24 protein-coding genes are annotated in these 26,998 nt (G+C 71.8%); 11 read left to right on the top strand and 13 right to left on the bottom strand.

Annotated elements, in window-relative coordinates:
• Window positions 1-3: 3 nt before the first annotated feature.
• Window positions 4-1,791: a glyoxylate carboligase gene (gene gcl, locus QHG49_RS07650; protein WP_301488063.1), complete on the top strand. Its 1,788-nt coding sequence runs from the start codon at window positions 4-6 to the stop codon at window positions 1,789-1,791.
• Window positions 1,792-1,850: 59 nt separating this feature from the next.
• Here gcl and QHG49_RS07645 read toward each other — a convergent pair whose 3' ends face one another.
• Complete coding sequence (locus tag QHG49_RS07645) at window positions 1,851-2,084, bottom strand: hypothetical protein (protein WP_301488061.1); 234 nt, start codon at window positions 2,082-2,084, stop codon at window positions 1,851-1,853.
• 72 nt (window positions 2,085-2,156) lie between these two features.
• On the opposite strand from QHG49_RS07645, the gene QHG49_RS07640 reads away from it, so the two are divergent.
• Window positions 2,157-3,374, top strand: a complete 1,218-nt coding sequence (locus tag QHG49_RS07640; protein WP_301488059.1) for a Shedu anti-phage system protein SduA domain-containing protein — start codon at window positions 2,157-2,159, stop codon at window positions 3,372-3,374.
• A 303-nt stretch (window positions 3,375-3,677) separates the two neighbouring features.
• On the opposite strand, the gene QHG49_RS07635 is transcribed toward QHG49_RS07640, so the two are convergent.
• The 3 genes from QHG49_RS07635 to QHG49_RS07625 form a co-directional block, all read right to left on the bottom strand.
• Complete coding sequence (locus tag QHG49_RS07635) at window positions 3,678-5,135, bottom strand: catalase (protein ID WP_301488057.1); 1,458 nt, start codon at window positions 5,133-5,135, stop codon at window positions 3,678-3,680.
• Window positions 5,136-5,350: 215 nt separating this feature from the next.
• On the bottom strand, window positions 5,351-6,244 hold the full coding sequence (locus tag QHG49_RS07630; protein WP_301488054.1) for a 2-hydroxy-3-oxopropionate reductase: 894 nt from the start codon (window positions 6,242-6,244) through the stop codon (window positions 5,351-5,353).
• A 44-nt stretch (window positions 6,245-6,288) separates the two neighbouring features.
• Window positions 6,289-7,146, bottom strand: a complete 858-nt coding sequence (locus QHG49_RS07625) for a TIM barrel protein (RefSeq protein ID WP_301488053.1) — start codon at window positions 7,144-7,146, stop codon at window positions 6,289-6,291.
• A gap of 160 nt (window positions 7,147-7,306) precedes the next feature.
• Here QHG49_RS07625 and QHG49_RS07620 point away from each other — a divergent pair, with 160 nt between their 5' ends.
• The 7 genes from QHG49_RS07620 to QHG49_RS07590 all read left to right on the top strand — a co-directional run bounded on the left by QHG49_RS07620 (window position 7,307) and on the right by QHG49_RS07590 (window position 13,262).
• Window positions 7,307-7,624, top strand: coding sequence for a hypothetical protein (locus tag QHG49_RS07620; protein WP_236576515.1), 318 nt, complete (start codon window positions 7,307-7,309; stop codon window positions 7,622-7,624).
• Window positions 7,621-7,983: a helix-turn-helix domain-containing protein gene (locus QHG49_RS07615; protein WP_301488050.1), complete on the top strand. Its 363-nt coding sequence runs from the start codon at window positions 7,621-7,623 to the stop codon at window positions 7,981-7,983. The genes QHG49_RS07620 and QHG49_RS07615 overlap by 4 nt, the downstream gene beginning before the upstream one ends.
• 151 nt (window positions 7,984-8,134) lie before the next feature.
• Entirely contained in the window at window positions 8,135-8,647 is a 513-nt protein-coding gene (gene uraD / locus QHG49_RS07610; protein ID WP_301488048.1) for a 2-oxo-4-hydroxy-4-carboxy-5-ureidoimidazoline decarboxylase, read from the top strand.
• A 3-nt stretch (window positions 8,648-8,650) separates the two neighbouring features.
• Window positions 8,651-9,058: a hydroxyisourate hydrolase gene (uraH, locus tag QHG49_RS07605; protein ID WP_159706178.1), complete on the top strand. Its 408-nt coding sequence runs from the start codon at window positions 8,651-8,653 to the stop codon at window positions 9,056-9,058.
• Between the two features lie 4 nt (window positions 9,059-9,062).
• The gene (gene pucL, locus QHG49_RS07600; RefSeq protein WP_145486427.1) at window positions 9,063-10,010 is read left to right on the top strand and encodes a factor-independent urate hydroxylase; all 948 of its coding nucleotides are present in this window, start codon (window positions 9,063-9,065) and stop codon (window positions 10,008-10,010) included.
• Window positions 10,011-10,155: 145 nt separating this feature from the next.
• The gene (locus tag QHG49_RS07595; RefSeq protein WP_301488044.1) at window positions 10,156-11,535 is read left to right on the top strand and encodes an 8-oxoguanine deaminase; all 1,380 of its coding nucleotides are present in this window, start codon (window positions 10,156-10,158) and stop codon (window positions 11,533-11,535) included.
• 329 nt (window positions 11,536-11,864) lie between these two features.
• Window positions 11,865-13,262 (top strand): nucleobase:cation symporter-2 family protein, encoded by a 1,398-nt coding sequence (locus QHG49_RS07590; RefSeq protein ID WP_268982808.1) that lies wholly within the window; start codon window positions 11,865-11,867, stop codon window positions 13,260-13,262.
• Here the strand turns inward: QHG49_RS07590 and QHG49_RS07585 are convergent.
• The 4 genes from QHG49_RS07585 to QHG49_RS07570 all read right to left on the bottom strand — a co-directional run bounded on the left by QHG49_RS07585 (window position 13,216) and on the right by QHG49_RS07570 (window position 18,674).
• Entirely contained in the window at window positions 13,216-16,128 is a 2,913-nt protein-coding gene (locus tag QHG49_RS07585) for a hypothetical protein (RefSeq protein ID WP_301488041.1), read from the bottom strand. The two genes, QHG49_RS07590 and QHG49_RS07585, sit on opposite strands and share 47 nt — an antisense overlap.
• Window positions 16,129-16,741: 613 nt before the next feature.
• Window positions 16,742-17,164: a thioesterase family protein gene (locus QHG49_RS07580; protein WP_301488039.1), complete on the bottom strand. Its 423-nt coding sequence runs from the start codon at window positions 17,162-17,164 to the stop codon at window positions 16,742-16,744.
• Window positions 17,165-17,310: 146 nt separating this feature from the next.
• Window positions 17,311-17,943, bottom strand: a complete 633-nt coding sequence (locus QHG49_RS07575; protein WP_301488038.1) for a hypothetical protein — start codon at window positions 17,941-17,943, stop codon at window positions 17,311-17,313.
• Window positions 17,944-18,077: 134 nt separating this feature from the next.
• Complete coding sequence (locus QHG49_RS07570; protein ID WP_145486422.1) at window positions 18,078-18,674, bottom strand: histidine phosphatase family protein; 597 nt, start codon at window positions 18,672-18,674, stop codon at window positions 18,078-18,080.
• A 402-nt stretch (window positions 18,675-19,076) separates the two neighbouring features.
• On the opposite strand from QHG49_RS07570, the gene QHG49_RS07565 reads away from it, so the two are divergent.
• Complete coding sequence (locus QHG49_RS07565) at window positions 19,077-20,282, top strand: acetyl-CoA carboxylase biotin carboxylase subunit family protein (RefSeq protein ID WP_301488034.1); 1,206 nt, start codon at window positions 19,077-19,079, stop codon at window positions 20,280-20,282.
• Window positions 20,283-20,348: 66 nt separating this feature from the next.
• On the opposite strand, the gene QHG49_RS07560 is transcribed toward QHG49_RS07565, so the two are convergent.
• Complete coding sequence (locus QHG49_RS07560; RefSeq protein WP_301488032.1) at window positions 20,349-21,557, bottom strand: pyridoxal phosphate-dependent aminotransferase; 1,209 nt, start codon at window positions 21,555-21,557, stop codon at window positions 20,349-20,351.
• An 81-nt stretch (window positions 21,558-21,638) separates the two neighbouring features.
• Between QHG49_RS07560 and QHG49_RS07555 the strand changes: the two genes are divergently transcribed.
• The gene (locus tag QHG49_RS07555; RefSeq protein ID WP_301488031.1) at window positions 21,639-22,298 is read left to right on the top strand and encodes a helix-turn-helix domain-containing protein; all 660 of its coding nucleotides are present in this window, start codon (window positions 21,639-21,641) and stop codon (window positions 22,296-22,298) included.
• Between the two features lie 35 nt (window positions 22,299-22,333).
• On the opposite strand, the gene QHG49_RS07550 is transcribed toward QHG49_RS07555, so the two are convergent.
• The 4 genes from QHG49_RS07550 to QHG49_RS07535 form a co-directional block, all read right to left on the bottom strand.
• Window positions 22,334-22,864, bottom strand: coding sequence for a hypothetical protein (locus tag QHG49_RS07550; RefSeq protein WP_301488029.1), 531 nt, complete (start codon window positions 22,862-22,864; stop codon window positions 22,334-22,336).
• Window positions 22,865-23,234: 370 nt separating this feature from the next.
• On the bottom strand, window positions 23,235-24,038 hold the full coding sequence (locus tag QHG49_RS07545; RefSeq protein ID WP_301488027.1) for a hypothetical protein: 804 nt from the start codon (window positions 24,036-24,038) through the stop codon (window positions 23,235-23,237).
• Entirely contained in the window at window positions 24,038-25,300 is a 1,263-nt protein-coding gene (locus QHG49_RS07540; RefSeq protein ID WP_159706192.1) for a VWA domain-containing protein, read from the bottom strand. The genes QHG49_RS07545 and QHG49_RS07540 overlap by 1 nt, the downstream gene beginning before the upstream one ends.
• Before the next feature lie 9 nt (window positions 25,301-25,309).
• Window positions 25,310-26,839 (bottom strand): IucA/IucC family siderophore biosynthesis protein, encoded by a 1,530-nt coding sequence (locus QHG49_RS07535; RefSeq protein WP_301488024.1) that lies wholly within the window; start codon window positions 26,837-26,839, stop codon window positions 25,310-25,312.
• Window positions 26,840-26,998: the final 159 nt, after the last annotated feature.

The raw sequence follows: 26,998 nt of genomic DNA, 5'->3' as shown, positions 1-26,998 counted from the left end.
TCGATGGCTCGTATGACCGCTGCCCGCGCGGCAGTTGAGATCCTCAAGCGCGAGGGCGTCAGGGACGCCTTCGGTGTGCCGGGCGCCGCGATCAACCCGTTCTACAAGGCCCTCAAGGAGGGCGGCGGCATCCAGCACACCCTCGCCCGCCATGTCGAGGGCGCCTCGCACATGGCCGAGGGGTACACCCGCGCGCGGCCCGGCAACATCGGCGTGTGCGTCGGCACGTCGGGACCGGCCGGCACCGACATGATCACCGGTCTGTACTCGGCCTCCGGCGACTCGATCCCGATCCTGTGCATCACCGGGCAGGCGCCCACGCATGTGATCCACAAGGAGGACTTCCAGGCCGTCGACATCGCCGCGATCGCGGGCCCGGTCACCAAGATGGCGGTGACCGTGCTGGAGGCGGCCCAGGTCCCCGGCGTCTTCCAGCAGGCGTTCCACCTGATGCGCTCCGGCCGGCCGGGACCGGTGCTGATCGACCTGCCGATCGATGTGCAGCTCACGGAGATCGAGTTCGACCCGGAGACGTACGAGCCGCTGCCGGTGTACAAGCCGGCCGCGACCCGCGCGCAGATCGAGAAGGCGATGTCGTACCTGCTCGCCGCCGAGCGGCCCGTCCTCGTGGCGGGCGGCGGCGTCATCGGCGCCGACGCGTGCGCGCTGCTCACCGAGTTCGCCGAGCTGACCGGCACCCCCGTCATCCCGACTCTGATGGGCTGGGGCGCGCTGCCCGACGACCACGAGCTGAACGCGGGCATGGCCGGCGTGCAGACCGCGCACCGCTACGGCAACGCCACCTTCCTGGAGTCCGACTTCGTCCTCGGCGTCGGCAACCGGTGGGCGAACCGGCACACCGGCTACAAGCTGGACGTCTACCGCGAGGGCCGCACCTTCGTGCACGTGGACATCGAGCCCACGCAGATCGGCCGGATCTTCCCGCCCGACTACGGCGTGGTCTCCGACGCGCGGGCGGCACTCGAGATGTTCGTGGAGGTGGCGCGCGAACTGAAGGCGGCGGGCCGGCTCCCCGACCGCGCGGACTGGATCGCCTCGTGCCAGGAGCGCAAGGCCACGCTGCTGCGCCGTACCCACTTCGACGACGTGCCGATGAAGCCGCAGCGGGTGTACGAGGAGATGAACCGGGCCTTCGGCCCCGAGACGCGGTACGTCACCACGATCGGCCTCTCCCAGATCGCCGGCGCGCAGATGCTGCATGTGTACAAGCCCCGGCACTGGATCAACTGCGGGCAGGCGGGCCCGCTCGGCTGGACGATCCCGGCCGCGATCGGCGTCGCCAGGGCCGACCCGGAGGCGGCGGTGGTCGCGCTGTCCGGCGACTACGACTTCCAGTTCCTGATCGAGGAACTGGCGGTCGCCGCCCAGCACCGGATCCCGTATGTGCACGTCCTGGTCAACAACGCCTACCTGGGCCTGATCCGCCAGGCGCAGCTCGGCCTGGACATCGACTTCCAGGTCAATCTGGAGTTCGAGAACATCAACACGCCTGAGATCGGTGTCTACGGCGTGGACCACGTCAAGGTCGCCGAGGGCCTGGGCTGCAAGGCCCTGCGGGTCACCGAGCCGGACCGGCTGGGCCCCGCCTTCGAGGAGGCGAAGAAGCTGGCGGCGCGGTACCGGGTGCCGGTCGTGGTCGAGGCGATCCTGGAGCGGGTCACGAACATCTCGATGAGCCGCACGATGGACATCAGCGACGTCACCGAGTTCGAGCCTCTCGCCACGGAGGCGTCCCACGCGCCGACGGCGATCGGCGCGCTGAAGCGCTGACGCGATCCTGCGGAAGGGGCGGCCCGTTCACGGGCCGCCCCTTTCTTCCGTACGCGTTCCTACGCCTCGCGCTCCGAGAGCCCCGGCCAGTCCTCGGGCCCGCCGCCCTGCCACTCGATGAGGTCGTCCTCCTCCACCTCGACCCGGTCCAGATCGGCGAGGCGCAGGATCTCCACCACATCGTCCAGGTGCGAGGCCAGCCCGAGCGTCACCTCCCCCTCGGTGACGCGCCGGGAGCCGTCCAGGGCGGGCGCGTGGACGACGATGTGCGGGTGCTGCGTCGGACTGCCCATACCGCCAGCGTGCGACGCCCCCGGTGTTTGCGCACGTCGGGATTGTCAGACCCGGCGGGCAGACTTGCGCGTATGGCGACACGCAGTGACAAGGCCCTGGAGACGCAGCTCCGTGTGGTGGAGAAGGAGACGGCCGCGCCGCCGGTGCGGTTCGCGCTGACCGCCGTCCTCACCCACATGCACAGTGGCCCCGGCGGCAGGCGCAGAGGGGGGAAGGAACTCGTGCGCCTGCTCAAGGTCGCCCGGGGCACCGCGGCGGAGGTGGGGGAGTGGCGGGTCGTACGGCTGCTGCAGGACTCTCTGGACCACGCCGAGGGCCGGATCCTCCGGCCCGACCTCGATGAGCTGTACCGGGTCTACCGGGACGGGGCGCGCAAGGTCCGCAACCGCGATTTCGTGGCGTCCTCCCTGCGTGGCATGCACGAGTGGCTGGTCGCGGTGAGCGAGGCGTATCTGCGGGACCACCCCGGCGCGAGCGCGCAGGACGTGCTCGCCCACTTCAAGGCCCAGCGCGCCGACACCGGCTTCCTGCGCGCCCCGGACGACCGGCCGGGACGCTATGTGATCCCGCGCGGCACGTCGGAGATCTCCCTGTGGCTGGAGCGCCTGCTGCGCAGCGACCGGATCGGCATCGAGGACCCCGCGACGCGGGCCCGCCGCCTCGCGACCTCGCCGGAGGCCCTCGCGTTGCTCGCCGCCGACCACGACGGTCGGCTCATCCTTCAGGCCGCCGAACTCCAGCGCCGTACCGCGGGTCTCCGCGCCCTGCGGGCCGTCGTGGACGACGCCGCCGCCACGGAAGCGGACCTCCAGCGCGCCCTGCAAGGGAACCACTGGATCTTCGGTGGGCGGTACGTCGGGGAGGCCGCCCGGCGCCGGCTGGTGCCCGGTGACGAGGTGGACATCCCGCTGATACGCGCGGACGGCGCCCTGCACATCGTGGAACTGAAGCGGGCCATGGGGCTCAAGCGGCCCCTGATCAGACGGCACCGCAACGCCTGGGTGCCGGCCGACGCCGTGCACGAGGCCGTCGGGCAGGCCGTCAACTACCTCGTCGGGCTGGACGAGAACCGGGCCCGGATCCGCGAGGAGTTCGGCATCGAGACCCGCCGGGCCGGCGCCCTCGTGCTCCTCGGCCACCCCGCCCTGCACGCCGAGGTGCCGGAGGAGGAGGTCGCGGAGACGCTGCGGACCTTCAACGCGCATGTCACCCGCGTGGAGGTCCTCACCTACAAGGAACTCCTCGACAACGCCGAACGCTCCCTCGCCGGGGACTTCGACCCGGCGTAGGGAGCGTCGTGCTGGTGCCGTCCGGCGGCGCGGCGCTGGGCGCGACAGGTAGGTCGCGCCGCCGGACGGGGTAGGGGTGGGTGGGACCGCGGGGGTGTGAGGGAGACGGGGGCTCTTCACTCTGGTCGAGAAGAGACCCGGCTCCTTGACCACCGCACTGGCTCGCACGCCGCCGCGGTCCTCGCCCTGCCCGCGTCCGCCCCGGACGGCCACCCCTCAATCCGGGCCGTCGGTGCGGCGCGGGCCGCGTGCGCGGGAATGACCTCCCGTCAGTCCCCGCACGCCGCCTGCTGATCGGCCGGCTCAGTCCTCGCGCAGGGCCTCGACCGCTTCCCGCACCCGCCTGCCGTACTCCGGGTCCGCCGCCTGGAAGTGCGCGAGGTTCTTCTCGATCACGTCGTCGCGGGAGACCTGGGCGAGACCCCCGGCGATGTTCGCGACCAGGCGCCGCTTCTCCTCCTCCGACATCAGGCGGTACAGCTCGCCCGCCTGGTAGAAGTCGTCGTCCTTGGTGTGCTGCGGCGCGGCGTGGGTGCCGGTGTGGCCGGAGACGGGCAGCGGCGCCGCGAGGGGGCGGCCGGTCTCGGCGGGGCCGTCGTGGGAGTTCGGCTCGTAGTTCTTGGCGTACCGGCCCTGCAAGTTGGCCGCCATCAGACCGTCGCGCCCGTAGTTGTCCGCGGTCGTCGCACGCGGCGCGTTCACCGCCAGCTGGGTGTGGTTGACACCCAGGCGGTACCGGTGGGCGTCCGCGTACGCGAACAGCCGGCCCTGGAGCATCTTGTCCGCCGAGGGACCGATGCCCGGCACGAAGTTGTTCGGGGAGAACGCGGCCTGCTCGACCTCGGCGAACACATTGTCCGGGTTGCGGTCCAGGACCAGGCGGCCCACGCGCTGGAGCGGGTGGTCCCGGTGCGGCCAGACCTTCGTCAGGTCGAACGGGTTGAAGCGGTAGTCCGCCGCGTCCGCCGCCGGCATGATCTGCACGTACAGCGTCCAGGAGGGGTGCACGCCCCGCTCGATCGCCTGGAGCAGGTCCGTCTGGTGGGAGTTGGGGTCCTTGCCCGCCTGCTCCTGCGCCTGCTCGGTGGACAGGCAGCGGATGCCCTGGTTCGTCTTGAAGTGGTACTTGACGAAGAAGCCCTCGCCGGCGGCGTTCGTCCACTGGTAGGTGTGCGAGCCGTAGCCGTTCATGTGCCGGTACGACGCCGGGATGCCGCGGTCGCCCATCAGCCAGGTCACCTGGTGCGTGGCCTCGGGGGCGTGCGCCCAGAAGTCCCAGACGTTGTCCGGCTCCTGCTTGCCGGTGAACGGGTCCCGCTTCTGCGAGTGGATGAAGTCGGGGAACTTCAGCGGGTCCTTGATGAAGAACACCGGGGTGTTGTTGCCGACGAGGTCGTAATTTCCCTCCTCGGTGTAGAACTTGAGCGCGAAGCCGCGCGGGTCGCGCACCGCGTCCGCGCCCCCGAGGTTGTCGGCGACCGTGGAGAACCGCGCGAACACCTCGGTGCGCTTGCCGATCCCGCCGAGGAAGGCGGCGTGGGTGTACCCGGTGACGTCGTCGGTCACCTCGAAGTGGCCGTAGGCACCGGAGCCCCGGGCGTGCACCACCCGCTCCGGGATCCGCTCGCGGTTGAAGCGCGCGAGCTTCTCCAGGAGGTGCTGGTCCTGGAGCAGGAGCGGGCCGCCGACGCCGGCGGTGGCGGAGTTCTGGTTGTCGGCGACCGGGGCGCCGGACTCTGTCGTGAGCACGCGCTGCGACATCGTGGACCTTCCATGCGGGTGGCAGCGGAAATAGTCTTCCGCTTTGTGGAGCCTAGAAGTCTGCGTGGAGCCTAGGAGCGGGGTGAACGGGGCGTCAACAGTTTGTTGAAAGTGGTTCCGGGCCGCGGTGTCGCATCGGGCGCGACGGGACAGGTGTCAGCGGCACCGCGACCCGGAAGTCTCGAAGGGGGCCCGGGGGCCGGTCCCGGGAGGTGTCAGACCTGGGCGCCGGACAGCCGTTCCACCGACCGCAGCAGGGCCGAGTGGTCCAGGCCGCCGTCGCCCTGCGCGCGCAGGGACGCCACCAGTTGGGCGACCACCGCGCCGACCGGCAGGGCCGCGCCGACGCTGCGGGCGGCGTCGGTCACGATGCCCATGTCCTTGTGGTGCAGATCGATCCGGAACCCCGGCGCGAAGTCGCGGTTCAGGAAGTTGTCCTTCTTGCGCGTCAGCACCGTCGAGCCCGCGAGGCCCCCGTTCAGTACGTCGAGCGCGGCCGCGAGGTCCACGCCCGACTTCTCCAGGAAGACCACGGCCTCGGCGCACGCCTGGATGTTGACGGCGACGATCAGCTGGTTGGCCGCCTTCACGGTCTGCCCCGAGCCGTGCGGCCCGCAGAGCACGATGGTCTTGCCGAGGGCCTCGAAGAGGGGCTTCGCCTCGTCGAAGTCGGCCTGCTCGCCGCCGACCATGATGGACAGCACCGCCTCGACGGCACCGGCCTCGCCGCCGGACACCGGGGCGTCCAGCACCCGGACGCCCTTCTCCTTCGCGGCGGCCGCCAGCTCGATCGAGGTGCCCGGCGTGATCGAGGACATGTCGATCAGCAGGGTGCCGGGGCGGACGTTCTCCAGGATGCCGTCCGGGCCGTAGGCGACGGCCTCCACCTGCGGGGACGCGGGCACCATCGTGATCACCACGTCGGCGTCGCGCACCGCCTCGGCGATCGAGGGGGCCGCGGTGCCGCCGGCGGCGGCCAGCCGGTCCAGCTTCGCCCGCTCCAGGGTGTGGCCGGTGACGTCGTAACCCGCCTTGATCAGGTTCTCGGACATGGGGGAGCCCATGATGCCGAGGCCGATCCAGGCGATCTTCGGGAGTGTCTTGCTCATGTTCGGGGGTGCCTCTCTCAACTGCTGTGCGAAGTCGGGGGAGTTCAGCGCGCGGGGCGCGCCTCGCGCGGGAGCCAGTCGAAGGCCTCGGCGCTCGGGCGGTCGCCCGGCTTGTACTCCAGGCCCACCCAGCCCTCGTAACCGGCCTTCCGCAGCCGGCCCAGCAGCTCCGCCAGCGGGAGCGAGCCGGTGCCGGGGGCGCCGCGGCCCGGGCTGTCGGCGATCTGGACATGGCCGGTCCGCGCCGCGTAGCGGTCGATCACGGCGGGCAGGTCCTCGCCGTTCATGGCCAGGTGGTACAGGTCCATCAGGAACGACGCGTTCCCGAGGCCCGTCGCCGCGTTGACCCGGTCGGCGACCTCGACCGCGGCCGGCGCCGACACCAGCGGGTAGCGCGGCGACTCGGGCGCGTTGAGCGCCTCGATCAGCAGCGTCGCGCCGATCCGGTCGGCGGCGCGGGCCGCGAGGGTCAGGTTCTCCAGGGCGAGCGCGTTTTGCTCGGCCGGGTCCACGCCGTCCACGCGGTTGCCGTAGAGCGCGTTGAGCGCCGTGCAGCCGAGGGACGCGGCGAAGTCCGCCGCCACATCGACGTTGGCGCAAAACCGCTCGGACTCCTCGCCGGGGACGGACAGGGCGCCGCGATCGGGGCCCGGAAGCTGTCCGGCGTAGAAGTTCAGTCCGGTCAGCTGTACGCCCGCGTCCTCGACCGCCCGTTTCAGGGCGTCCAGGCGGGACTGCTCGGGGGTGGGTGAGTCGACCCAGGGCCACCACAGCTCGACCGCGGTGAAGCCCGCCGCGGCGGCGGCCGCGGGGCGCTCCAGGAGCGGGAGTTCCGTGAAGAGGATCGACAGGTTGACGTTGAAGCGCTGGTCTGCGGCTGTGCCCCAGTCGAAACCTGGCATGTCGGGCCGCGCTCCCTTCCGTGGTAGTAATTCCGCATTACGGAAGTTCTTTTCTGCGTATTGGAAGATTGCCGCCGTGTGTCAGTGCTTGTCAAGGGGGCCCGCAGGCCGGTTCCCGCTGGGGCGCCCCGGGGCGCGTACCGCGCGTTAGGTTGTGCGCGTGCGATTGAGAGTGGAGTTCACGACCGAACCCTTCGACCTGGAAGAGGCCCCCGCGCACGCCCTGGCGGCGCGCGAGGTCATCGAGACCGCGGCCCTGGACGCCGTGGACGTCGGCCCGTTCGGCAACACCGCCGAGGGTGGCGCCGAGCAGGTGCTCACCGCGGTGGACACGCTGCTGCGCCGGAGCCTCGCGGCCGGTGCCACCCGGATCTCGCTCCAGGTCAACGTGCTGGGCGACGGGGGTACCGAGGGTGGCACCGGCGGCACCGGTGGCGAGCCGGGCAGCGGTGACCAGGCCGGGGAGGGTGATGGATGACCGGGGAGGAGCCCTTCATCGCGGCCGTGAAACCGCTGGTCGACGCCATGGGCGGGACGATGGTGCCGCCCGGCGAGGCCGGCCCCGAGGATGTCGTGCTCGCCTGGGAGGGCGCGGACGTCGTCGCCGTACGGCTGCCGCAGCTCGCCGACTCCCTCGATCACATCCTCGTCGCGATGGAGCGCAGGGAGGGGCGGCCGCTGTCCGAGCTGGACCGCAGGGCCAAGCAGGAGGTCGTGCGGATACTGGAGGCGCGGGGCGCCTTCGCCGTGCGGCACGGGGTGGAGACCGTGGCAGGCGCGCTGGGCGTCAGCCGCTTCACCGTCTACAACTACCTCAACCGGGAGAAGGGTGTGTGAAGCGGGTGTGTGAGGCCCTCCGGGGGGTGTCGTGGCCTGTAACGCCTCGTAACGCGGATTTTTCAACAAAGTGTTGACGTGGCGTTTCCGGGGGCGTTAGCTATCGGCAGCCCGTTCAGCACGAAGGCCGAATCCGGCCACGGAGGCTCCCGTGACGTCGACTTCCACGCCCCCGGGCCTGGCCCGGTTCAACGATCTGGAGGGGCGGGCGGCCTTCGCCGCCCTCCACGAGGCGTGCGCCTCCACGGCATGGGCACGACGGCTGACCGCCGCCCGCCCCTACGCCACCGCCGACGAGCTCTACGCGGCGAGTGACGCCGCCCTGGCCGAGCTGACCGCCGCCGATCTGGCGGAGGCGATGGCCGGGCACCCGCCGATCGGGCGGCCCCGGCCGGGCGATCCGGCCTCGGCCCGCGAGCAGCGCGGCATGGCCGGCGCGTCCGAGGAACTCAAGGCCGAGATGCTCGAACTCAACCTGGCATACCAGGAGAAGTTCGGGCATGTCTTCCTGATCTGCGCCACCGGTCTGACCGGCGAGCGGATGCGGGACGCGGTCCGGGAGCGGATCGGCAACGCGCCGGAGCGGGAGCGGGAGATCGTCCGCACCGAGCTGCGGAAGATCAACCGCATCCGACTGGCCCGACTCGTCGAAGAGGACGCCTGACCCATGAGCACCAGCACCACCGCCTCCGTGTCCACGCACATCCTGGACACCTCGATCGGCCGCCCCGCCGAGGGTGTCGCCGTCCGCCTCTTCGCCCGCGCGGGCGGGGACGCGGACTGGGTGGCGCTCGGCGGCTCCGCGACCGACACCGACGGCCGGTGCAAGGACCTGCCGACGCCACCGGCGGGTACCACCCAGGTACGGCTCGACTTCGCCGTGGAGCCGTATTTCCGAGAGCAATCAGCGAACCAGCAAGCCGATGCGCAGCAGGACGCCCCCGCGAATCGGGACAGCGGACCGGCCGTGTTCTTCCCCGAGGTGGCGATCACCTTCGCCGTCGTACCGGGCGAGCACTACCACGTACCGCTGCTGCTCAACCCGTTCGGCTACTCCGTTTACCGAGGGAGCTAGCTACATGACCGTCAATTCCCGCCCTGGCCGCCCTGTGATCCTGGGACAGAACCAGTACGGCAAGGCCGAGAACCGAGTCGTCAGGATCACGCGGGACGGCGCCACCCATCACATCAAGGACCTCAACGTCTCCGTGGCGCTGAGCGGCGACATGGAGGACGTCCACTACTCCGGCTCCAACGCCCATGTGCTGCCGACCGACACCACCAAGAACACGGTGTTCGCGTTCGCCAAGGAGTACGGCATCGAGTCCGCCGAGCAGTTCGGCATCCACCTCGCCCGGCACTTCGTCACCTCGCAGGAACCGATCCAGCGCGCCCGGATCCGGATCGAGGAGTACGCCTGGGAGCGGATCGCCACCTCCGACGCGAACTCCCGGTTCATCGGCGCCGACGAGGTCAAGCACTCCTTCGTCCGCAAGGGCCAGGAGACCCGGCTGACCCAGATCACCTACGACGGCTCGTCCTGGGAGGTCGTCTCCGGTCTCAAGGACCTGACCGTCATGAACTCGACCAACTCCGAGTTCTGGGGCTACGTCAAGGACAAGTACACGACCCTCCAGGAGGCCCACGACCGCATCCTGGCGACCTCCGTCTCCGGCCGCTGGCGGTTCAACTGGACCGACGACGAGCAGAAGATGCCGCACTGGGAGAAGTCGTACGAGCAGGTCAAGAAGCACATGCTCCAGGCGTTCGCCGAGACCTACTCGCTCTCCCTGCAGCAGACGATGTACCAGATGGGCGCGCGCATCATCAACAACCGCAGCGAGATCGACGAGGTCCGCTTCTCGCTGCCCAACAAGCATCACTTCCTGGTCGACCTGGAGCCGTTCGGGCTCAAGAACGACAACGAGGTCTACTTCGCCGCCGACCGGCCCTACGGCCTGATCGAGGCGACGATCCTGCGGGACGGCTGCGAACCGCGGATCCCGGTGGACCTCACCAACCTCTGATTCACCCCCCGCACCCGATCGACCTCCTTTTCGGCACCCGCGGCCGGGGTACCACCCCCACCGGAGCCCGGCCGCGGCACTCAAATCTCCCCAGGGTCCTGCCGTGCCCTCCCCACAGAAGTCCGTTGAGCGAAAAGGACGCACCATGGCAGCAGCCCAGCGCATCGTCATCGAGAACTGTTCGATCGCGACCGTCGACGCCGACGACACCGAGTACGCCTCCGGGTACCTGGTCCTCGCCGGCAACCGCATCGAGGCGCTCGGCGCGGGGCCGGCACCCGGGAACCTGGAGAACGTGGTCCGCCGGATCGACGCCACCGGTCATCTCGCGACCCCCGGCCTGATCAACACGCACCACCACTTCTACCAGTGGCTCACCCGGGGCCTGGCCACGGACCACAACCTGTTCGACTGGCTGGTCGCGCTCTACCCGGTCTGGGCGCGCATCGACGAGTCCATGGCCTACACGGCGGCCCAGGGCTCGCTCGCCATGATGGCCCGCGGCGGGGTCACCACCGCCATGGACCACCACTACGTCCACCCGCGCGGCACCGGCGACCTGTCCGGCGCGATCATCCGCGCCGCCCGCGAGACGGGCGTCCGCTTCACCCTCGCCCGCGGCTCCATGGACCGCGGCGAGTCGGACGGCGGACTGCCCCCGGACTTCGCCGTGGAGAGCCTGGACGGCGCGCTCGCCGCGACCGAGGCCACCGTCGAGGAGCATCACGACCCCTCCTTCGACGCCATGACCCAGGTCGCCGTCGCGCCCTGCTCCCCCTTCTCCGTCTCCACCGAACTCATGCGCGACGCCGCCCAGTTGGCCCGCCGGCTCGGCGTACGGCTGCACACGCACGGCTCGGAGACGGTGGAGGAGGAGAAGTTCTGCCACGAGCTGTTCGGCATGGGCCCCACCGACTACTTCGAGTCCACCGGCTGGCTGGGCGAGGACGTGTGGATGGCGCACTGCGTCCATATGAACGACTCCGACATCGACGCCTTCGCCCGCACCGGGACCGGCGTCGCGCACTGCCCCTCGTCCAACGCCCGGCTCGCCGCGGGCATCGCCCGGGTCCCGGACATGCTCGCCGCCGGCGTCCCGGTCGGCCTCGGCGTCGACGGCACCGCCTCCAACGAGTCCGGTGAACTCCACACCGAGCTGCGCAACGCCCTGCTCATCAACCGGCTCGGCGCCCACAGGGAGGCCGCGCTCAACGCCCGCCAGGCCCTGCGGCTCGGCACCCACGGGGGCGCCCGCGTCCTCGGCAGGGCCGCCGAGACCGGCTCGCTGGAGGCGGGCAAGCTGGCCGACGTGGTGCTCTGGAAGCTGGACACGCTGGCCCACGCCTCCATCGCCGACCCGGTGACCGCCCTGGTCTTCGGCGCGGCCGCCCCGGTCACCGCGTCGTTCGTGAACGGCCGTCAGATCGTGGCGGACGGCCGCCTGCTGACCGTCGACGAGGACGCGATCGCGCGCGCCACCCGCGACGAGGCCCGGCGCCTGGCGCGGCTCGCCGCTCAGCGCTGACCCCCCGACTCCGGCCGGGAGGGACGGCTCCCGGCCGGCAGCCGTGGACCCGAGCGGGGCCCACGGCGGCCGGCTCCGGGGCGCGCGAGCGTGCGCGCCCCGGAACGGTTCCCTTCACGACCCTTACGGGTCCCCGTCCACGACCCTCCCCACGGGTCCAGTTCACGACCCTCCCCACGGGTCCCCGTCCACGACCCTCCCCTGGGTCCCCGGTCCCTCCCCCACTCTCGGCTGCGCTCGAGCGGGAGGTGCCCCCATGCCCGTCGCGCACCACCTCCCTGACACCCACGTCCACAGCCGACGTGTCTAACCGACCGGAGGAGCCCGCCGTGTCCGCCCAACCCGCCGAAGCAGCGCCAGTCCCCGTCCACCCGGTGGACGAGAAACTCCCCGCCCTGAAGATGGCGACCAGCGGCCTCCAGCACGTGGCCGCCATGTACGCGGGCGTCGTCGCCCCGCCCCTGATCGTCGGCGCGGCCGCCGGTCTGTCCGGCACCGACCTCACCTTCCTCACCGGTGCCTGTCTGTTCACCGCGGGGCTCGCCACCTTCCTCCAGACCCTCGGCTTCTGGAAGATCGGCGCCCGGCTGCCCTTCGTCAACGGCGTCACCTTCGCCGGTGTCGCCCCCATGACGGCGATCATCGCCTCGGCCAAGGACAAGTCGGACGCCCTGCCGATGATCTTCGGCGCGGTCATGGTCGCCGGCCTCCTCGGCTTCCTCGCCGCCCCGGTGTTCTGCAAGGCCGTCCGCTTCTTCCCGCCGGTCGTCACCGGTACGGTCATCACCCTGATCGGGGTCTCCCTGCTCCCGGTCGCCTTCGGCTGGGCCCAGGGCCCCGACCCGTCGGCCCACGACTACGGCTCGGCCACCAACCTCACCCTGGCCGGCGTCACCCTCCTGATCGTCCTGCTGCTGCGCCGCTTCACCCGCGGGTTCGTCAAGCAGATCGCGGTACTGCTCGGCCTGATCGCCGGCACGCTGATCGCGATCCCGTTCGGGGCCACCGACTTCTCCCCGGTCGCGTCGGCCGACCTGGTCGGCTTCCCGACCCCCTTCCACTTCGGCGCCCCGCAGTTCCACATCGCCGCGATCCTGTCGATGTGCGTGGTGATGGTGGTCTCGATGACCGAGTCCACCGCCGACATGCTGGCCCTCGGCGAGATCGTCGAACGGCCCTCCGACGAACGGACCATCGCGGCCGGCCTGCGCGCCGACACCCTGGGCTCCGCCCTCAGCCCCCTCTTCAACGGCTTCATGTGCAGCGCCTTCGCCCAGAACATCGGCCTGGTCGCCATGACCCGCATCCGCAGCCGCTTCGTCGTCGCGTTCGGTGGCGGCTTCCTCGTCCTGATGGGCCTGTGCCCGGCCGCCGCGTCCCTGATCGCCGTCGTCCCCCGCCCGGTCCTCGGCGGCGCGGGCGTCGTCCTCTTCGGCTCGGTCGCCGCGAGCGGCATCCAGACCCTGGTACGGGCCGGCCTGGACAAGGACAACAACGTGCTCATCGTCGCGGTCTCCCTGGCCATCGGCATCGTGCCGATCACGGCCCCGGACTTCTACCACGCGTTCCCGGACACGGCACGGATCGTCCTGGACTCGGGAATCTCCACGGGCTGCGTCATGGCGGTCCTGCTCAACCTGGTCTTCAACCACCTCGGCCGGGGCCGGGACGCACAGGACGTCACCCATCCGATGGAGGCGGGGGAGGAGTTGACGCCGGTGCAGTGAGGGTGGGGGCGGGGGGTGGGGCCGGGTCCGCCAGGGCCTGTCGGCATTCCTCGGCCTCCGCGGTGATGGACGCGGCGAGATCCTGGTTGTCGGCGACGGCCGCGATGACTTCGTCGTAGATCACGACGGCCTGGTCGCATCTGTCGTGTGCACAGCGGCAGCGGGCCCGCCACAGGGGCAGGACCCATTGAGGTACCCCCGGACTGCCGCCGGCCTCGGTCAGGTCTCTCTCGACCTCGTCCAGCATCCGCTCGGCGTCCGTGCACCGATTCTGGACGAGCAGGACGTCCACCAGCAGGACGCGCAGGCGTATCACGCTCGCGTCGGCGGGGTCGAGTTCCGCGAACTCCTCGGTCAGGATGTCCCGTAACCCGGCCTCCGCCCGCTCCGGCTGGTCCGATACGAGCTGGAGGTGCGACCGCTTCTCGGCGAACCGCACCAGGGTGCTGATGCGGTTGGCGGCGGTGGCGGTGTTCGACCGGTACCAGTCCAGCAGCCCGCCGAGCAGGTCCACCGCCTCGTCCGTGCGGTCCTGCTGGGCGAGGTTGTCCGCCAGATGCCGGATCATGTCGCGGTAGAGCGGCGAGCCTTCCTCCGCGGCTTCCTCCAGCCGGACGAGGATTCTGCGGTAGTACGTCTCCGCCCCGGTGAGCAGACCCGCGGCATCCAGGGCGTGGGCGGCCTGGTGGGCGAGGGGGACGTCGAGGGTGTTCTCCGGCCCGTCGGGGACGGCCAGCAACTCTTCTGCTCTCTCGGCGGCTTCGTCCGTCCTGCCCAGCTTCACCAGAACATGCACGAGATCGGCGATGACCAGCACCGGCTTGGGCTGGGACAGTTGACGCGCGGCCTCGGCCATCGCGCGCAGTTCCTGTTCGGCCTCGACCACCCGGCCGGCTCGGCGCAGCGCCCTCGCCACCTCCCGCCGGGCGGAGACCGTGCGTTCGTCGTCCGCGCCGTAGTGCCGAACATATGCCTCGTACACCTGCTTCGCCTCGGCGGAGCGGTCGCTGTCGTCCCACTGGTCATAGCTGACGCGCCGGGCGGCCAGCCGGATCGGATGCCGCTCGGGCAGGGCCGGGGCTCGCTCGCTCAGTGCCGAGGCCAATTCCCGCATGAGCGCGTGATTGTTGGACCCGGCCGCGTAATTGCGCGCCGCCATGCCCGCGCGCAGGAAGACGACGAGCGCCTCCTCGGGTGCGTCGGGCACCTGGCGCAGGCCCGCCCGCACGTGCGGAACCAGGAGCTGCCAGATCTTCCACGTTTCCGGGCCGGTCGTGAACACGGCCAGCAGGGTGGCGATCACCGAGGCCGACCGCCACAGGCGGGTCCGGGTACGCTCCGGGGCGTTGCGGATCTGGAGGGCGTTCGTCTCCAGGACCAGGGGGTGGGCCGTCAGACAGGTCAGGACGACGACCGACTCCGTCCCGTGGCCGAAGGCCAGCGGTATGTCCTCCACGCCCAGCAGGCTCAGGTCCACCAAGGCCTCGATGGCGGCCTCGCAGTGTGCCGCGTCGCCGGGCAGCAGCTCGGGATCCTTCTCCAGAGCGGTGCGCAACAGGTCCATCGGGAAGGGCGCGCGCCCGAAGCAGGAGAGCAGCCGCATCAGCGGTCGAGCCTCGGGTATGCCCTGCCCCGCCAGAAGGTCGAGGCTCATTTCCCAGGTGCGGCCGACCAGGCGGCGCAGCCGGCGTTCGTCCGGGAGGCCGTCCGAGCGCTCGCCACGATCGAGCAGTTCCGCTCCCAGTCGCTCCAACTCCCGTAAATATCCGGCGAAGTCCCGCACCGGGCCGTGGTCTCCTCCTGCGGTGAGCAGCCCGATTCCCCGCCGTGCCCGGGCGAGGAACGATCCGGCCAGCCGCAATGCCAGTGGCAGGCCTCCGAGCTGTTCCGCGAGCCGCCGAGCATCCGCCTCGCTCCCTGCTTCGCCCGCGAGGTCGATCAGGACGGCCGCTCCGTCCTCCGGTGCCAGCGTGTCCACCGGTCGGCAGGCCGCCGCACCGCCCCACAGCACCGGATTGCCGATCCGGGACGTGACCACGGTGAGCCCGGCCGCGCTCGCCCGGATCCATCCCGCGCCGTCACCCACCATGCCGTCCACGGTCGAGGCCACCGACTGCTCGTCCAGATTGTCGACCACCAGCAGCCACGGCCGGTCGGCACCGTCGAGGGCGCGCCACACCAGGTCGGTCGCGCTCGACCTGCCGGACCACGCGGCGTCGATGTCGTGCTCGGACACGCCCAGCTCTCGGGCGACCTGACGCATCCCGGTGCTGAGCCGGTCCCGGGAGGCGCCGGAGATCCAGAAGACGCGGTGGCCCAGACCATGGGCGAACCGTGCCAGCCGCAGCGCCACCGTGGTCTTGCCGCAACCGCCCAGCCCGCACAGCACCTGGATCCGGTCGGAGCCTTCGGTCACGACGCTCTCAAGCGCGGTCAGCAGCTCGTCGCGCCCCCGCACCCGGCACGGTAGTTCACCGTAGGGCGCGCGGACCGAGAAGGTGCCGGGCCCGGCGTCGGCCGCCTCGCGCGTGGCTGCCGTGACCTCGGCGGGCGCCGATGCCCCGGCGCCGTCCGGCCGGCTCCGCCGAGTGCTCTTCCACTCCCGCTCGCTCTCCTTCGCCTGCTCCACGGCGCGCTGCCACTGCGTACTCGCACCCCTCCCGCCCACCCTGAGCAGCGCCGCCACGGTGGTCCAGGTCGGCGCGCGCGAACCCGACAGCGCGTCCGAGACGGTGCTCCGGCCCAGGCCGCAGACGGCCGCGATGTCCCGGACCCCCGTGAACCCCGCGTCGGCCAGCAGTTCCCGCAGCCGTCGCGCCAACTGCCGCATCGGCTCAGGAGCCTGCGGATCGAGGGGCTTCAGCATGATTCCCCCCGTCGACGGCCTCCGCTCCCGGCCCGTCGTCATACCGCCCCCCACCGCGTCGTTGCCCCTCGACCGAGCCTACGTGGTCGGCGCACCCGTCCGCCCGACGACCGCGCATGTCCGCGCGCGGACACCTCGGACACCCGGACAGCGCGTTCCATCCGCAGGTGACGGCCGTGCTGTCCGAGCCCTGTCCGAACGGGCTTCAGGCCGGACGGGGCGCCCCGTAGACCGGAGCCACGAGGCCGGACAGCGGCGCCGGGCAGCGGGTTCGGCAGCGAGAGGGAGGAACGAACGATGCACCTCGTTCAGTTCATCGACCAGCACCGGGCGGAGATCGCCTTCGTGATCCGGGCGACCGCGTCCGTGTGGCGTGCGGTGCGACGGGCAAGGCGGGTCAGGGCGGAGTCTCAGCCCGAGCGCGATCCGCAGGGTGGCCGCGCCGGGAGCCGGTCGGTGAAGTAGGAGCGGGGAGGGACGCCGATCAGGGCGCGGAAGCCGGTGGGTAGGCCGGGGTGCGGTACGTCCGTGACGGCGACAACGCGCTACCACGAGGGGGCGTTCCGTGCCGCTTGGCCGACGCCTCCGGGCTGCCGCCCCTACCCCCTCCCGGCTACAGGCCGAACAGGGCCGGGTCGGAGGCGAGTTCTTCGAAGATCTTGGCCGGGTCGGCGACCAGTCTGCGTTCGTTGAGGTCCAGCAGGCCGCTGAGGCCGGTGACTTCGGCGGCCAGGGTGCCGTCGGCCTTGCGCATTTCCTGGTGGACCTTGAAGGTCTTGCCGGAGGTCCACTCGAAGACGCAGGTCACGTCCACCTCGTCGCCCGCGAGGAGTGCACGCAGGTAGCGGATGGTCGTCTCCAGGACCACCGGGCCGACACCGGTGCGCACCAGGTCGGTCTGGCCGATGCCGGCGGCCTGGAGCAGCGACCAGCGGGCGTGCTCGGCGTAGCTCAGATACACGGCCTGATTCAGGTGGCCCTGCACATCGGTCTCGTACCCGCGGACGGTGACGCGGACGGAGAACGGTTCGCTCACGGCTTTCCCCTCTTGCTCCGGTACGACGGCTGCTCCGGTACAGCGGTTGCTTTGCCACGGCGGCTGCTTGCCACGGCGGCTGCTTGCCGCGGCGGCGCTGCCCGTCCGGTGATCCTTCCACGCGCGGCGCGCGGCACGTCTCCGGGTCAGGCACGGCGCGGGGACGCCAGCAGATACCGCGTCCGGGTCCGGGGCTCGGTGTACTCGCCCGGCTGCCATCCCGCCCGCTCCAGCGTGTCCGCGCAGGCCGACAGTGTTGTCGCGTCCGGCGCGTACACGGCGACCGCATCCGGCTGCGGGGTCGCACGCACCCGGTAGCCCGGGGCGGACGCCGTCTCCGGGGGATGCCCGGCCGCCTCCAGGGCGAGGGCGGCGGCCCGCACCAGATGGCCGCGCTCCCATGCGCAGGGCCGGTCGACCGAGCCGTCCGGGTTGGTCATCCGGCGCAGCTCCAGCAGGCCCTGCCATGCACCGCGCACCTCCCGCAGCCGCCCGGGGTCCGAGGGCAGGACCGCCTCCTCCGCCCCGCCGACGCGTGCCGCGAACACACCGGCGGAGGGCGCCGGTTGCCCGGGTTGCTCCGGTGTGCCGGGTGACCCCTCCTGTACGCGCCGGCCTTCCGGGGTCAGGAAGTGGTCGTGCGGCGGGCGCGGGTGCCGGAAGGCGAGGCCCCGCCGCACCAGCGCCGTGAGCTGCGCCTCCGTACCGCGCAACCGGCCGGTGACCGGGTCGGCGGCGTCGATCACCCGCCGCTGGGCGGCGGTCGGTTCTCGGCTCACGGTGCGCCCCCTCCGGGTTCCGCCGGGTACGGCCGCCGGGTTCAGCGACTCGAAGGAAAGCGTAGGACGAGGGTCTGACAACAAGGCCCCGGAGGAGGACGCGGACCTGACCGTGGGAGCCGTGGATCCCTTCCTCAGCTCGGCCGGATGTTCCAGCCCGCCACCACCGGCCGGCCGTGCTCCGTGCCGAGGCGGCACAGCGCGCCCGTGGCCAGCTGGAACAGGGCGCCGCGCCCGGCGGGGAGGCCGAGGTGGCGGGCGGTCAGGACACGCAGGAAGTGGCCGTGGGCGACGAGGACCACGACGCCCTCGGTGTCGCACAGCGCGGCGTCGACCTTGGCCAGCATGCGGTCGGCACGCTCGCCGACCTGTTCCGGGCTCTCCCCGGGACGGCCGGGCGGACCCGGCGCGACACCGTCGGTGAACAGGAACCAGCCGGGGCGGGTGCGCTGGATCTCCAAGGTGGTGACGCCCTCGTAGCCGCCGTAGTCCCATTCGCGCAGGTCGGCGTCGACCCGGGCGTCGTGGATGCCGATCAGCTCGGCGGTCTCCCGGGCCCGTCGCAGGGGGCTGACGAAGGCGGCGCCGATACGGTGCGAGCGGATCAGCGGCACCAGTCGGCGCGCCTCCTCACGGCCGCGTTCGGTCAGCGGTACGTCGGTCCAGCCGGTGTGCCGTCCGGACCGTGACCACTCGGTCTCACCGTGCCGGACGAGAAAGAGGTCACCCATCCCAGCGCCTTCCCGCTCGTCTGGCAGCACCGTGCCACGGAGGACCGGCGCCCGCAGGCCGGACTGCGCCAGACGGCCCCCGTTCGAAAGATCAGCCGTTCATCGTCCAGCGGATCACCTGCTCATCACTTCACATGTCGTCCGCTCATCATCCAAAGGATCAGCTGCTCATCGGCCCGTTCACCACCAGATCGTGCCTTGTCGGGCACCCCGCCTTGGCCGAAGAGGCTATTGACTCCAAGGAGACAACGGCCGAAGCTCGTGCGCCTTGGCAGGTCCATAGGCTCGGGGGGAATCATCGACGGCGACCGCACGTCCGAAGCACCGTTGAGCGGGTTGTCCTGGGCTCCGCCGGATTCCGCGGGCGCCCCGCACGCCGTGCCCACCCAGGAACAGAGGCGCGTGGCACCTCCGGCACGCCCCCTGGCGGTGCTCCTGCACTCCCGGCAGCCCCTCACCACCGACCCGGCGGCCACCTTCGACCCGGCGCACTGGGAGACCGTCGTCCTCACCGACGCCGAGGGCGGGGCCGACGCGGTGATGCGCGAGGACGCGCCGGGCGGGGCTCCGGCCGTCCGCACGGCGCCGCGCGACACCTGGGCCCCGGAGATACGGCGCCTCGCCGGGGACCGGGCGGTGCAGATCGTCACCAACGACGAGTACTGCCTCATCGGCTGCGCCGGACTGCGCGCCGAGTTCGGCCTGCCCGCCCGGCACCCGGACCGGCCCGCGCACTACATCGACAAGGTGCTGATGAAGGAGCGCCTGGCCGCGGCCGGGGTGCGGGTGCCGCGCTTCCTCGCCCTCACCGAGGGGGTGCCGGAACCGGGCGCCGGTCTCGCCCTCGTCGCCGGCACCGTCGGCCTGCCGGCCGTCGTCAAGCCCCGCCGGGAGGCCAACTCCCGCGGGGTCGCCATCCTGCGCACGGAGGCCGAACTGCGGGACTGGCTGGCCGGGCACCGGGGTGAACAGGACTGGCAGATCGAGGAGTTCCTCGACGGCACCTTCCACCATGTCAACAGCCTGGTCCGCGACGGAGTGCCCACCCCGGTCCAGACCGGCACCTATCTCGGCCCGCTGCTCGACCTGCCCGACGGCCGCCGCCTCGGCGGCTGGACCATCCCGTACGACAGTGAACTGTCCCGGCGCGCGCAGGAGTTGAACCGCGCCGTGGTCGCCGCGCTCGGCGCCGAGGGGGCCTTCGTCGTGCACACGGAGTTCGCCGTCAACGGGGACGGCGAGCTGATCGTGGTGGAGGTCGCGGGGCGGGCGCCCGGCGCCCTGGTCTCCGAACTGGCCCGGCTGCACGCGGGGCTGAACCTGGAAGAGGCCGATCTCGCCCTCCAGGCCGACCTCCCCGTCCCGGAGCCGCGCCCCACGGGCACCCAGGCCGCGTGGGTGTGGATCCCCGTCATGCCGGGCGAGCGGTACCGGCACGCCCCCGGGACGACGAGCGAGCGGCTCGTGCACGTCCGCCGGGCCGCCCGGCGGACCCACACCGGCACCTCGGGAGCCCTCGGCGTCTCGGTACTGCTGTGGCACGCCGACCCGGACGTCCTGGCCGCGGACGTACGGACCGCGTCGACGGCGGCGTGGTGCGGCGCGTGAACCACGCGCACCGGCGCCGCTGACCCTGCGGTCGGCGCCGGTACGGCTGGTGTGCCCCCCTCGCCGCTACTGCCGATACCCCCCGAGGAACCTCCCGATCCGCCCGATCGCCGCCTCCAGGTCGTCGGCCTGGGGCAGGGTGAGGATGCGGAAGTGGTCGGGGGAGGGCCAGTTGAAGCCGGTGCCCTGCACGACCTGGATCTTCTCGCGCAGCAGCAGGTCCAGGACGAACTTCTCGTCGTCGTGGATGCGGTGCACCTTGGGATCGAGGCGCGGGAAGGCGTACAGCGCACCCTTGGGCTTGACGCAGGAGACGCCGGGGATCTCGTTGAGCTTCTCCCAGGCCACGGTGCGCTGCTCGTACAACCGGCCGCCGGGCACGGTGAGTTCGCGGATGGACTGGCGGCCGCCCAGCGCGGCCTGGATGGCGTACTGCGCGGGCGCGTTGGCGCACAGCCGCATGGAGGCGAGCATGGTCAGCCCCTCCAGGTAGTTCTTCGCGTGCTGCCGGGGACCGGTGACGACCAGCCAGCCGGAGCGGAAGCCCGCCACGCGGTACGTCTTGGAGAGCCCGCAGAAGGTGAGGACGACCAGGTCGGGGGCGAGGGCGGCGGCCGAGTGGTGCACGGCGTCGTCGTAGAGGATCTGGTCGTAGATCTCGTCGGCGAACACCATCAGGCCGTGTCGGCGGGCGAGGTCCAGGATGCCCTCGACGACCTCCTTCGGATACACCGCGCCCGTCGGGTTGTTGGGGTTGATGATGACCACGGCCTTGGTGCGGTCCGTGATCTTCGAGGCCATGTCGGCGAGGTCCGGGTTCCAGTCGGACCCCTCGTCGCACAGGTAGTGCACGGCCTTGCCGCCCGCCAGCGTGGTCACCGCGGTCCAGAGCGGGAAGTCCGGGGCGGGGATGAGGATCTCGTCGCCGTCCTCGACCAGCGCCTGTACGGCCATGGAGACCAGCTCCGAGACGCCGTTGCCCAAGTAGACGTCGTCCACGTCGACTTCGAGGCCCAGGTTCTGGTAGCGCTGGGCGACGGCGCGGCGGGCGGAGAGCACGCCCCGGGAGTCCGTGTAGCCATGGGCCCGGGGCAGCATCCTGATCATGTCCTGGAGGATCTCCTCCGGTGCCTCGAACCCGAAGGCCGCGGGGTTGCCGGTGTTCAGGCGCAGCACGCTGTGGCCCGCCTCCTCCAGCGCGTCCGCGTGCTCGATCACCGGGCCGCGGATCTCGTAACAGACCTCGCTGAGCTTGTTCGACTGCCGGAACTCCATGCGTCCCTCCGGGAACTCGTGTTACTTGGTTTTACCAAGCGGGAGCTTGGAAAGTCCAACAAGACGTCTAGACTGCGTCGCATGCCACCTCGCCGAAGCTACGACCAGTACTGCTCCGCGGCCCGTGCGCTCGACCTCGTCGGCGACCGCTGGACCCTGCTGATCGTCCGGGAACTGCTCGCCGGCCCGCGTCGCTACACCGATCTGCACGCGGACCTGCCCGGCGTGAGCACCGACGTCCTCGCCTCCCGGCTGAAGGACATGGAACGCGACAGCCTGGCCACCCGGCGCCGGCTGCCGCCCCCCGGCGCGGCCACGGTCTACGAACTCACGTCACGCGGAGCCGAGTTGCTGCCCGTCCTCCAGGCGTTCGGCGCCTGGGGCGAGGCCGAACTCGGCGAGCGCCGCCCGACGGACGCGGTCCGCGCCCACTGGTTCGCCCTGCCGCTGCTGCGGGCGCTGGAGGGTCTCGGAGTGCGGGGGCTGGTCGAAGTCCGGCTGGAGGAGGGCGACTTCCATGTCCGCGCGGGCAAGGAACCGACGGGCAAGGAACCAACGGACACGGCACCGGTGTACGGCGACGGGCCCGCCCCCACCCCCGCGGACGCGTGTCTCACCCTGACGACCCCGGTCTCCGAGGCCGTGGCCCGCGGCACCCTCTCCCTCCTGGCGGCCCTGCGCGCCGGGGACATCACGGTGGAGGGCGAGGGGCCGGTGGCGAAGGCGCTGCGGGAGGGATGACGGAGCGCCCGAAGTGACGGTCCCGGCCGGTGGGTTCAGGAGAACGCCGACAGGCTCCATTCCCCCGAATGACCGGGCGGGAGCCCGAGGTCGTGCCGGACGGCCGCGTAGTACGCCTCCCGAGCGGCCCGCTGCCGCGCCATCAACGCCCGCCAGGACTCGGGGTCGTGGACCTCGCCGCGCATGAACCGCTCCATGTCCATCACGGCGACGACCCACTCGCGGGCCCGGTCCACCACGCCGGTGCTGCCCAGCATCAGCAGCGCCTCCCCGGCGGGATCCCTGGCGTCGGTCGCCTCGGCCAGCTGGGAAGCGGCCTCTTCGGGGGAGAGCGGGTGCGGATGCGGGTCGACGCCCAGATGGGCCGCCATCCGGTAGGCCAGGGTGACGGACTGCTTGAGCGCCCTCGCGTACTCGGAGTAGATCGCCAGCCGCCGCTCCTCCCAGCGGGCCGCCCGCTCGCGGTGGAAGCGGATCCGATCACCGCGGGCGATCGCCAGATACGAGCCGACGGCGCCGATGACGACCCCGACCAGCGCCGGAAGCTGCTGTATGAACGCGGACATGGCGCCAAGCTATCGGCTGCCGCACCCGGCCGGGGGCAGAAAAAGAGCCCGGCCAGAGTCAGAACGAAACGCCCCACTGGGGGGTAGAAAGGGCTCGGCCGCCGGTTTCAGAGCGAAGCGCCCGGCTGGAGCAGAACAGGGCCCGGCCGGCGTCGGAACGAAGCGCCCGGCTGCGGGCAGATGGCAGCGTCCGGCCGGGTCAGAAGACAGCGCCCGGCCAGGGCCAGGAAGAAGCGCTCAGCCGAAGGCGGAGAAAAGCGCCCCAGCCGAAGACGGGGAGAAGCGCTCGGCCCGGGGCCGGAAAAGAAGCGCTCGGCCCGGGGTCGGAAAAAGGGCCCGCCACACGGGCGGGCCCTTCTCCACGGCGCGGTCAGACGGTCGGCGGCCTGCCGTGTCCCCGCGTCAGCGCGTATCCGCCGATGCCCGCCAGCGCGGCGAGCACCGCGCCGATGCCCGTCCACACCCAGCGGTCGGACCACCAGCCGGAGGACCAGCCGTCGCGGGAGCCGAAGCTGGAGAGCACGGCGGTCTTGGAATCGTCGCCCCGCGCCTCGGACTTGACGGCGATGCCGGGGACGAGCGGCTTGCCCAGGGACCCGTCGACGGCCGAGGGGCCGCCGATGTCCTTGGAGTCCACCTGGATCTCGGCGTTCACCGGCTGACCGAGATCCGAGGCGCCGAGGTCCACGACCGTCAGCCGCACGTAGTACGTGCCGGGCAGCGGGTCGTTGGCCCACGGCTCCGCCCAGCCGCGCACCGTACGCATCACACACGCCAACTCGACCGAGTTGGCACCCTGTTCTGCGGTGCGGGAAGAGGCGCCGTACTGGCAGGACTGGCGGCGGCGCAGCCCGTCGAACACATCGAGCTGCCAGGTCTCGGCGCCGTGCGCCTGCGGCAGCTTCACTCTCGCCGTGACCGTCGGCCGCTGCCCGGTGTCCGCCGGGAACGACCAGTACAGGTAGTCACCGGTGGACCCGGCAGCGGTGGCCCGCTGCCCCTGCTGGAGCTCCGTCGCCGTACGGAAGGACGTGCCCGCCTGCGTGGGCGCCGAGTTCTCGGAGCCGTCGGAGGCGCTGGGGGAGGGCGAGGAATCGGCGGCGGCCGGTCCCGCGGCAAGACCGAGGGCGAGCAGCGTCGCACCCAGGGCGCTCAATACTCGTACGGCACGCATCAGTTCGTCCTCCAGATCGCGACGCGCCAGCGCGACAGCCAGCCCCACAGCACACCCGCGAGGAAGCCGATGAGCACCAGCGTGCCCAGCAGCCACCAGCCGCGGCCGAGACCGAACGAGGCCACGTCGTGCGCCTGGTCGGGACCGTTCACCACGTCCACGGTCAGCTCCAGCGGCAGACCCGGCGTGCTCTTCACGCCCGCGGGCGCCGAGAAGGAGTGCGCGACCTCCAGGCACACCGTCTCCGGCGGCGCGTTGTCGTCGTCGCTCGACGGCTTCGGGTAGCGCAGCCCGGTGGAGATCATGTCGGTGCGCCCGGTACCGGCCGCCTCACCGCGGACGATCTCCCGCCCCTTGGCGGTCACCGCCCGCAGCAGCACCCCGTAGGAGGGGTTCACGGCCCGGTCGTCCGCGACGCTCACCGAGGCGCGCAGCTCCTGGCCGGGCTTGACGTCGACCTTGTACCAGCGCTGCTGCCCGAAGGCCGCGCGGTCGGTGTACAGACCGGACTTCAGCATCGGCGCGCTGGTGCACTGCCCGGCGCCCGAGGTGGCCACCGGCGTCACCACCGGATCGGCCGCCCGGTGCACCAACTGGCCGACACGGTCCGTCAGTTCCTCCTTGTGCTGCACGGAGGTGTACGTGCCGCCGGTCGCGTCCGCGATGCAGCTGAGCTGGTCGCGGGTCTTGGAGTCGGGCACCAGGCCGAGGGTGTCGATGGTCAGGCCGATGCCCTTGGCGGCTATCTCCCGGGCCACCTCGCACGGGTCCAGCGGCTGACAGGTGTCCTCGCCGTCGCTGATCAGCACGATCCGGCGGGTACCGGAACCCCCGTCGAGGTCGTCCGCCGCCTTCAGCAGCGCGGGCCCGATCGGCGTCCAGCCGGTCGGCTGGAGCGTCGCCACCGCGGTCTTCGCGTCGGTCCGGTCCAGCGGGCCGACCGGATACAGCCGCGCGGTGTCCTTGCAGCCCTCCTTGCGGTCGTTGCCGGGGTAGTTGGCGCCGAGCGTGCGGATGCCCAGTTCCACGTCCTGCGGGGTCGCGTCGAGCACATCGTCGAACGCCTGCTTCGCCGCCGCCATCCGGGTGCCGCCGTCGATGTCCCGGGTCCGCATGGATCCGCTGACATCCAGCACCAGTTCGACCTTCGGAGCGGCCTGCTCCGTCTCGTCGGCGGCCGCCGCTGTCGGGAACGTGAGCCCGGCGGTCAGTGCGGCGAGCAGAGCGCACACTCCTACCGCCAGCCGTTGTCTTCTGATCATCGACGGATCCTATTGATCAACCGCGCCGGGCTCCAAAACGAGCGGGTGGGGCAGGTCCGTCCACTGGTCGCCCGGTGTCCCCGGCGACAGCCGCATCAGCGTCAACGCCTTCGCGGGCACCGGACCTTCACGCAGCGCCGCGAGATCGGAGGTGTCCGGAAGGTCCGGCACGACCGCGGCCAGGGCCGCCCCGAGCGCCGCTCCGGAGCCTGCCACCGAGGCCAGCGCGCCCGCCACCAGGGAGCCGAACAGCTTGCGGCGCAGGGCGGTTTCGTCGTCCGTGACCAGCCGTCCGGCGAGCGCGGGCGGTGCGATGCCGTGCCGGGCGAGACGGGCCGGGCTGATCCGGATGTCGGCCAGATCGCGGTAGACCAGCCGCAGCGGGCGCCCGTCGGCGGCCAGCACCACCAGGAGGTTCTGCCCGTGCGCCTCCAGGGCCACCCCGAGATCGAGCAGCCGCAGTCCCACGGTGAGCGCGAGCCGGGTGAACGCGGCCAGCCACCCGGGGTCCCGGGTCAGCGGTGTGGTGGCGAGCGCGGCCACCGGCAGGACCCGCTCGCCCGGCCCCGCACACCGCTCGGGCGACTCCCGCAGCAGCGCCGCCAGTTCGGCGGACCCCGCGGTGACCGCGCTCAGGGTGCGGGTGATGTCCAGCAACCCGCCGCTGCGCTCCGCGAGTTCGGCCGCGAAGTCGGACAGGATCGCCGCCGCCTTTACCGAGTACGGCGAGATGTCCCGCACCGAGGAGGTCAGCCGGGCGCTCAGCGCCGTCTTCACATGGAGTCCGCCGGGCACGGCCAGCGTCCGCAGGGACATCAGCGGGTGGGCCGGGCGCCAGTCGTCGTACGACCGCTTCAGCACATGCGCCGCCTGCCACGGGTGCACCGGCACCAACAGCCGCCCTCCGTCCCGCAGTTCCTGCGGCCACTCACCGGTCACCAGGCATTCGGCGGCCGGCACCGGCAGCGTCCCGAGCGGTACCACGGGCCGGTGCTCCGGGGCGTACGCCAGCTGGTCCGCGACCGAGAACCCGGGCCGGGAGCGGCAGTTGGGATGGAAGGGGTGTCCGTCCACCACCCGCTGCTCCCACTCCCAGTCGAGTTCCGGCCACTCCTCCGGGTGGTCGGCGGCGGCCCGGGACAGCGCCAGGGAGGCCACGCTGTGCCCCAGTTCCGCCGCGAACCCCTCGGCCCCCGGCCCCACCCCGGCACCGGCCGCCAGCTCCGCCGTCAGCCGGGCGGGATCGTCGTACCACTGCCGGTCCAGGCGCACGGCGGTGACATAGGCGTGCGTGGCGTACGGGTCCGGGTGCGGGCCGTGCAGGGTGCGGCCGTCGGCCAGCCGGAGCGTCAGGCCGGACGCCCCGCGCGCCCGCCCGGTGATCCAGGGCAGCGGCTCGTGCGCGAGCCCCCGCCACAGCCGGGTCAGCACGGCCGCGCGGGCACCGGGCAGCTCGGCGCCGTACCGGGGCAGCAGCCCGGGGCGTTCGGACCGCAGCTCCGCGGCGACCTCGGCCTCGGCGGTGGGGGAGTGGGGCACGGTCGGCTCCTCGATCGCGGCCGGTACGGGGCACGATGGTCGGGTACGGAAGACAACATCATGGTCGGCTACGAAGCCATACTGATCGCTTCCGGGTCCCCTGCGAAGAACGCGCCCCCCGGGTGCGACGCTCGAAGGAGAACGGCTCGGCGAAGTACG

The sequence above is a fragment of the Streptomyces sp. WP-1 genome (assembly GCF_030450125.1).
GTDB lineage: Bacteria > Actinomycetota > Actinomycetes > Streptomycetales > Streptomycetaceae > Streptomyces > Streptomyces incarnatus.
The sequence above is the reverse complement of the archived record's forward strand: the minus strand, read 5'-3'. Positions and strand labels throughout refer to the sequence as shown.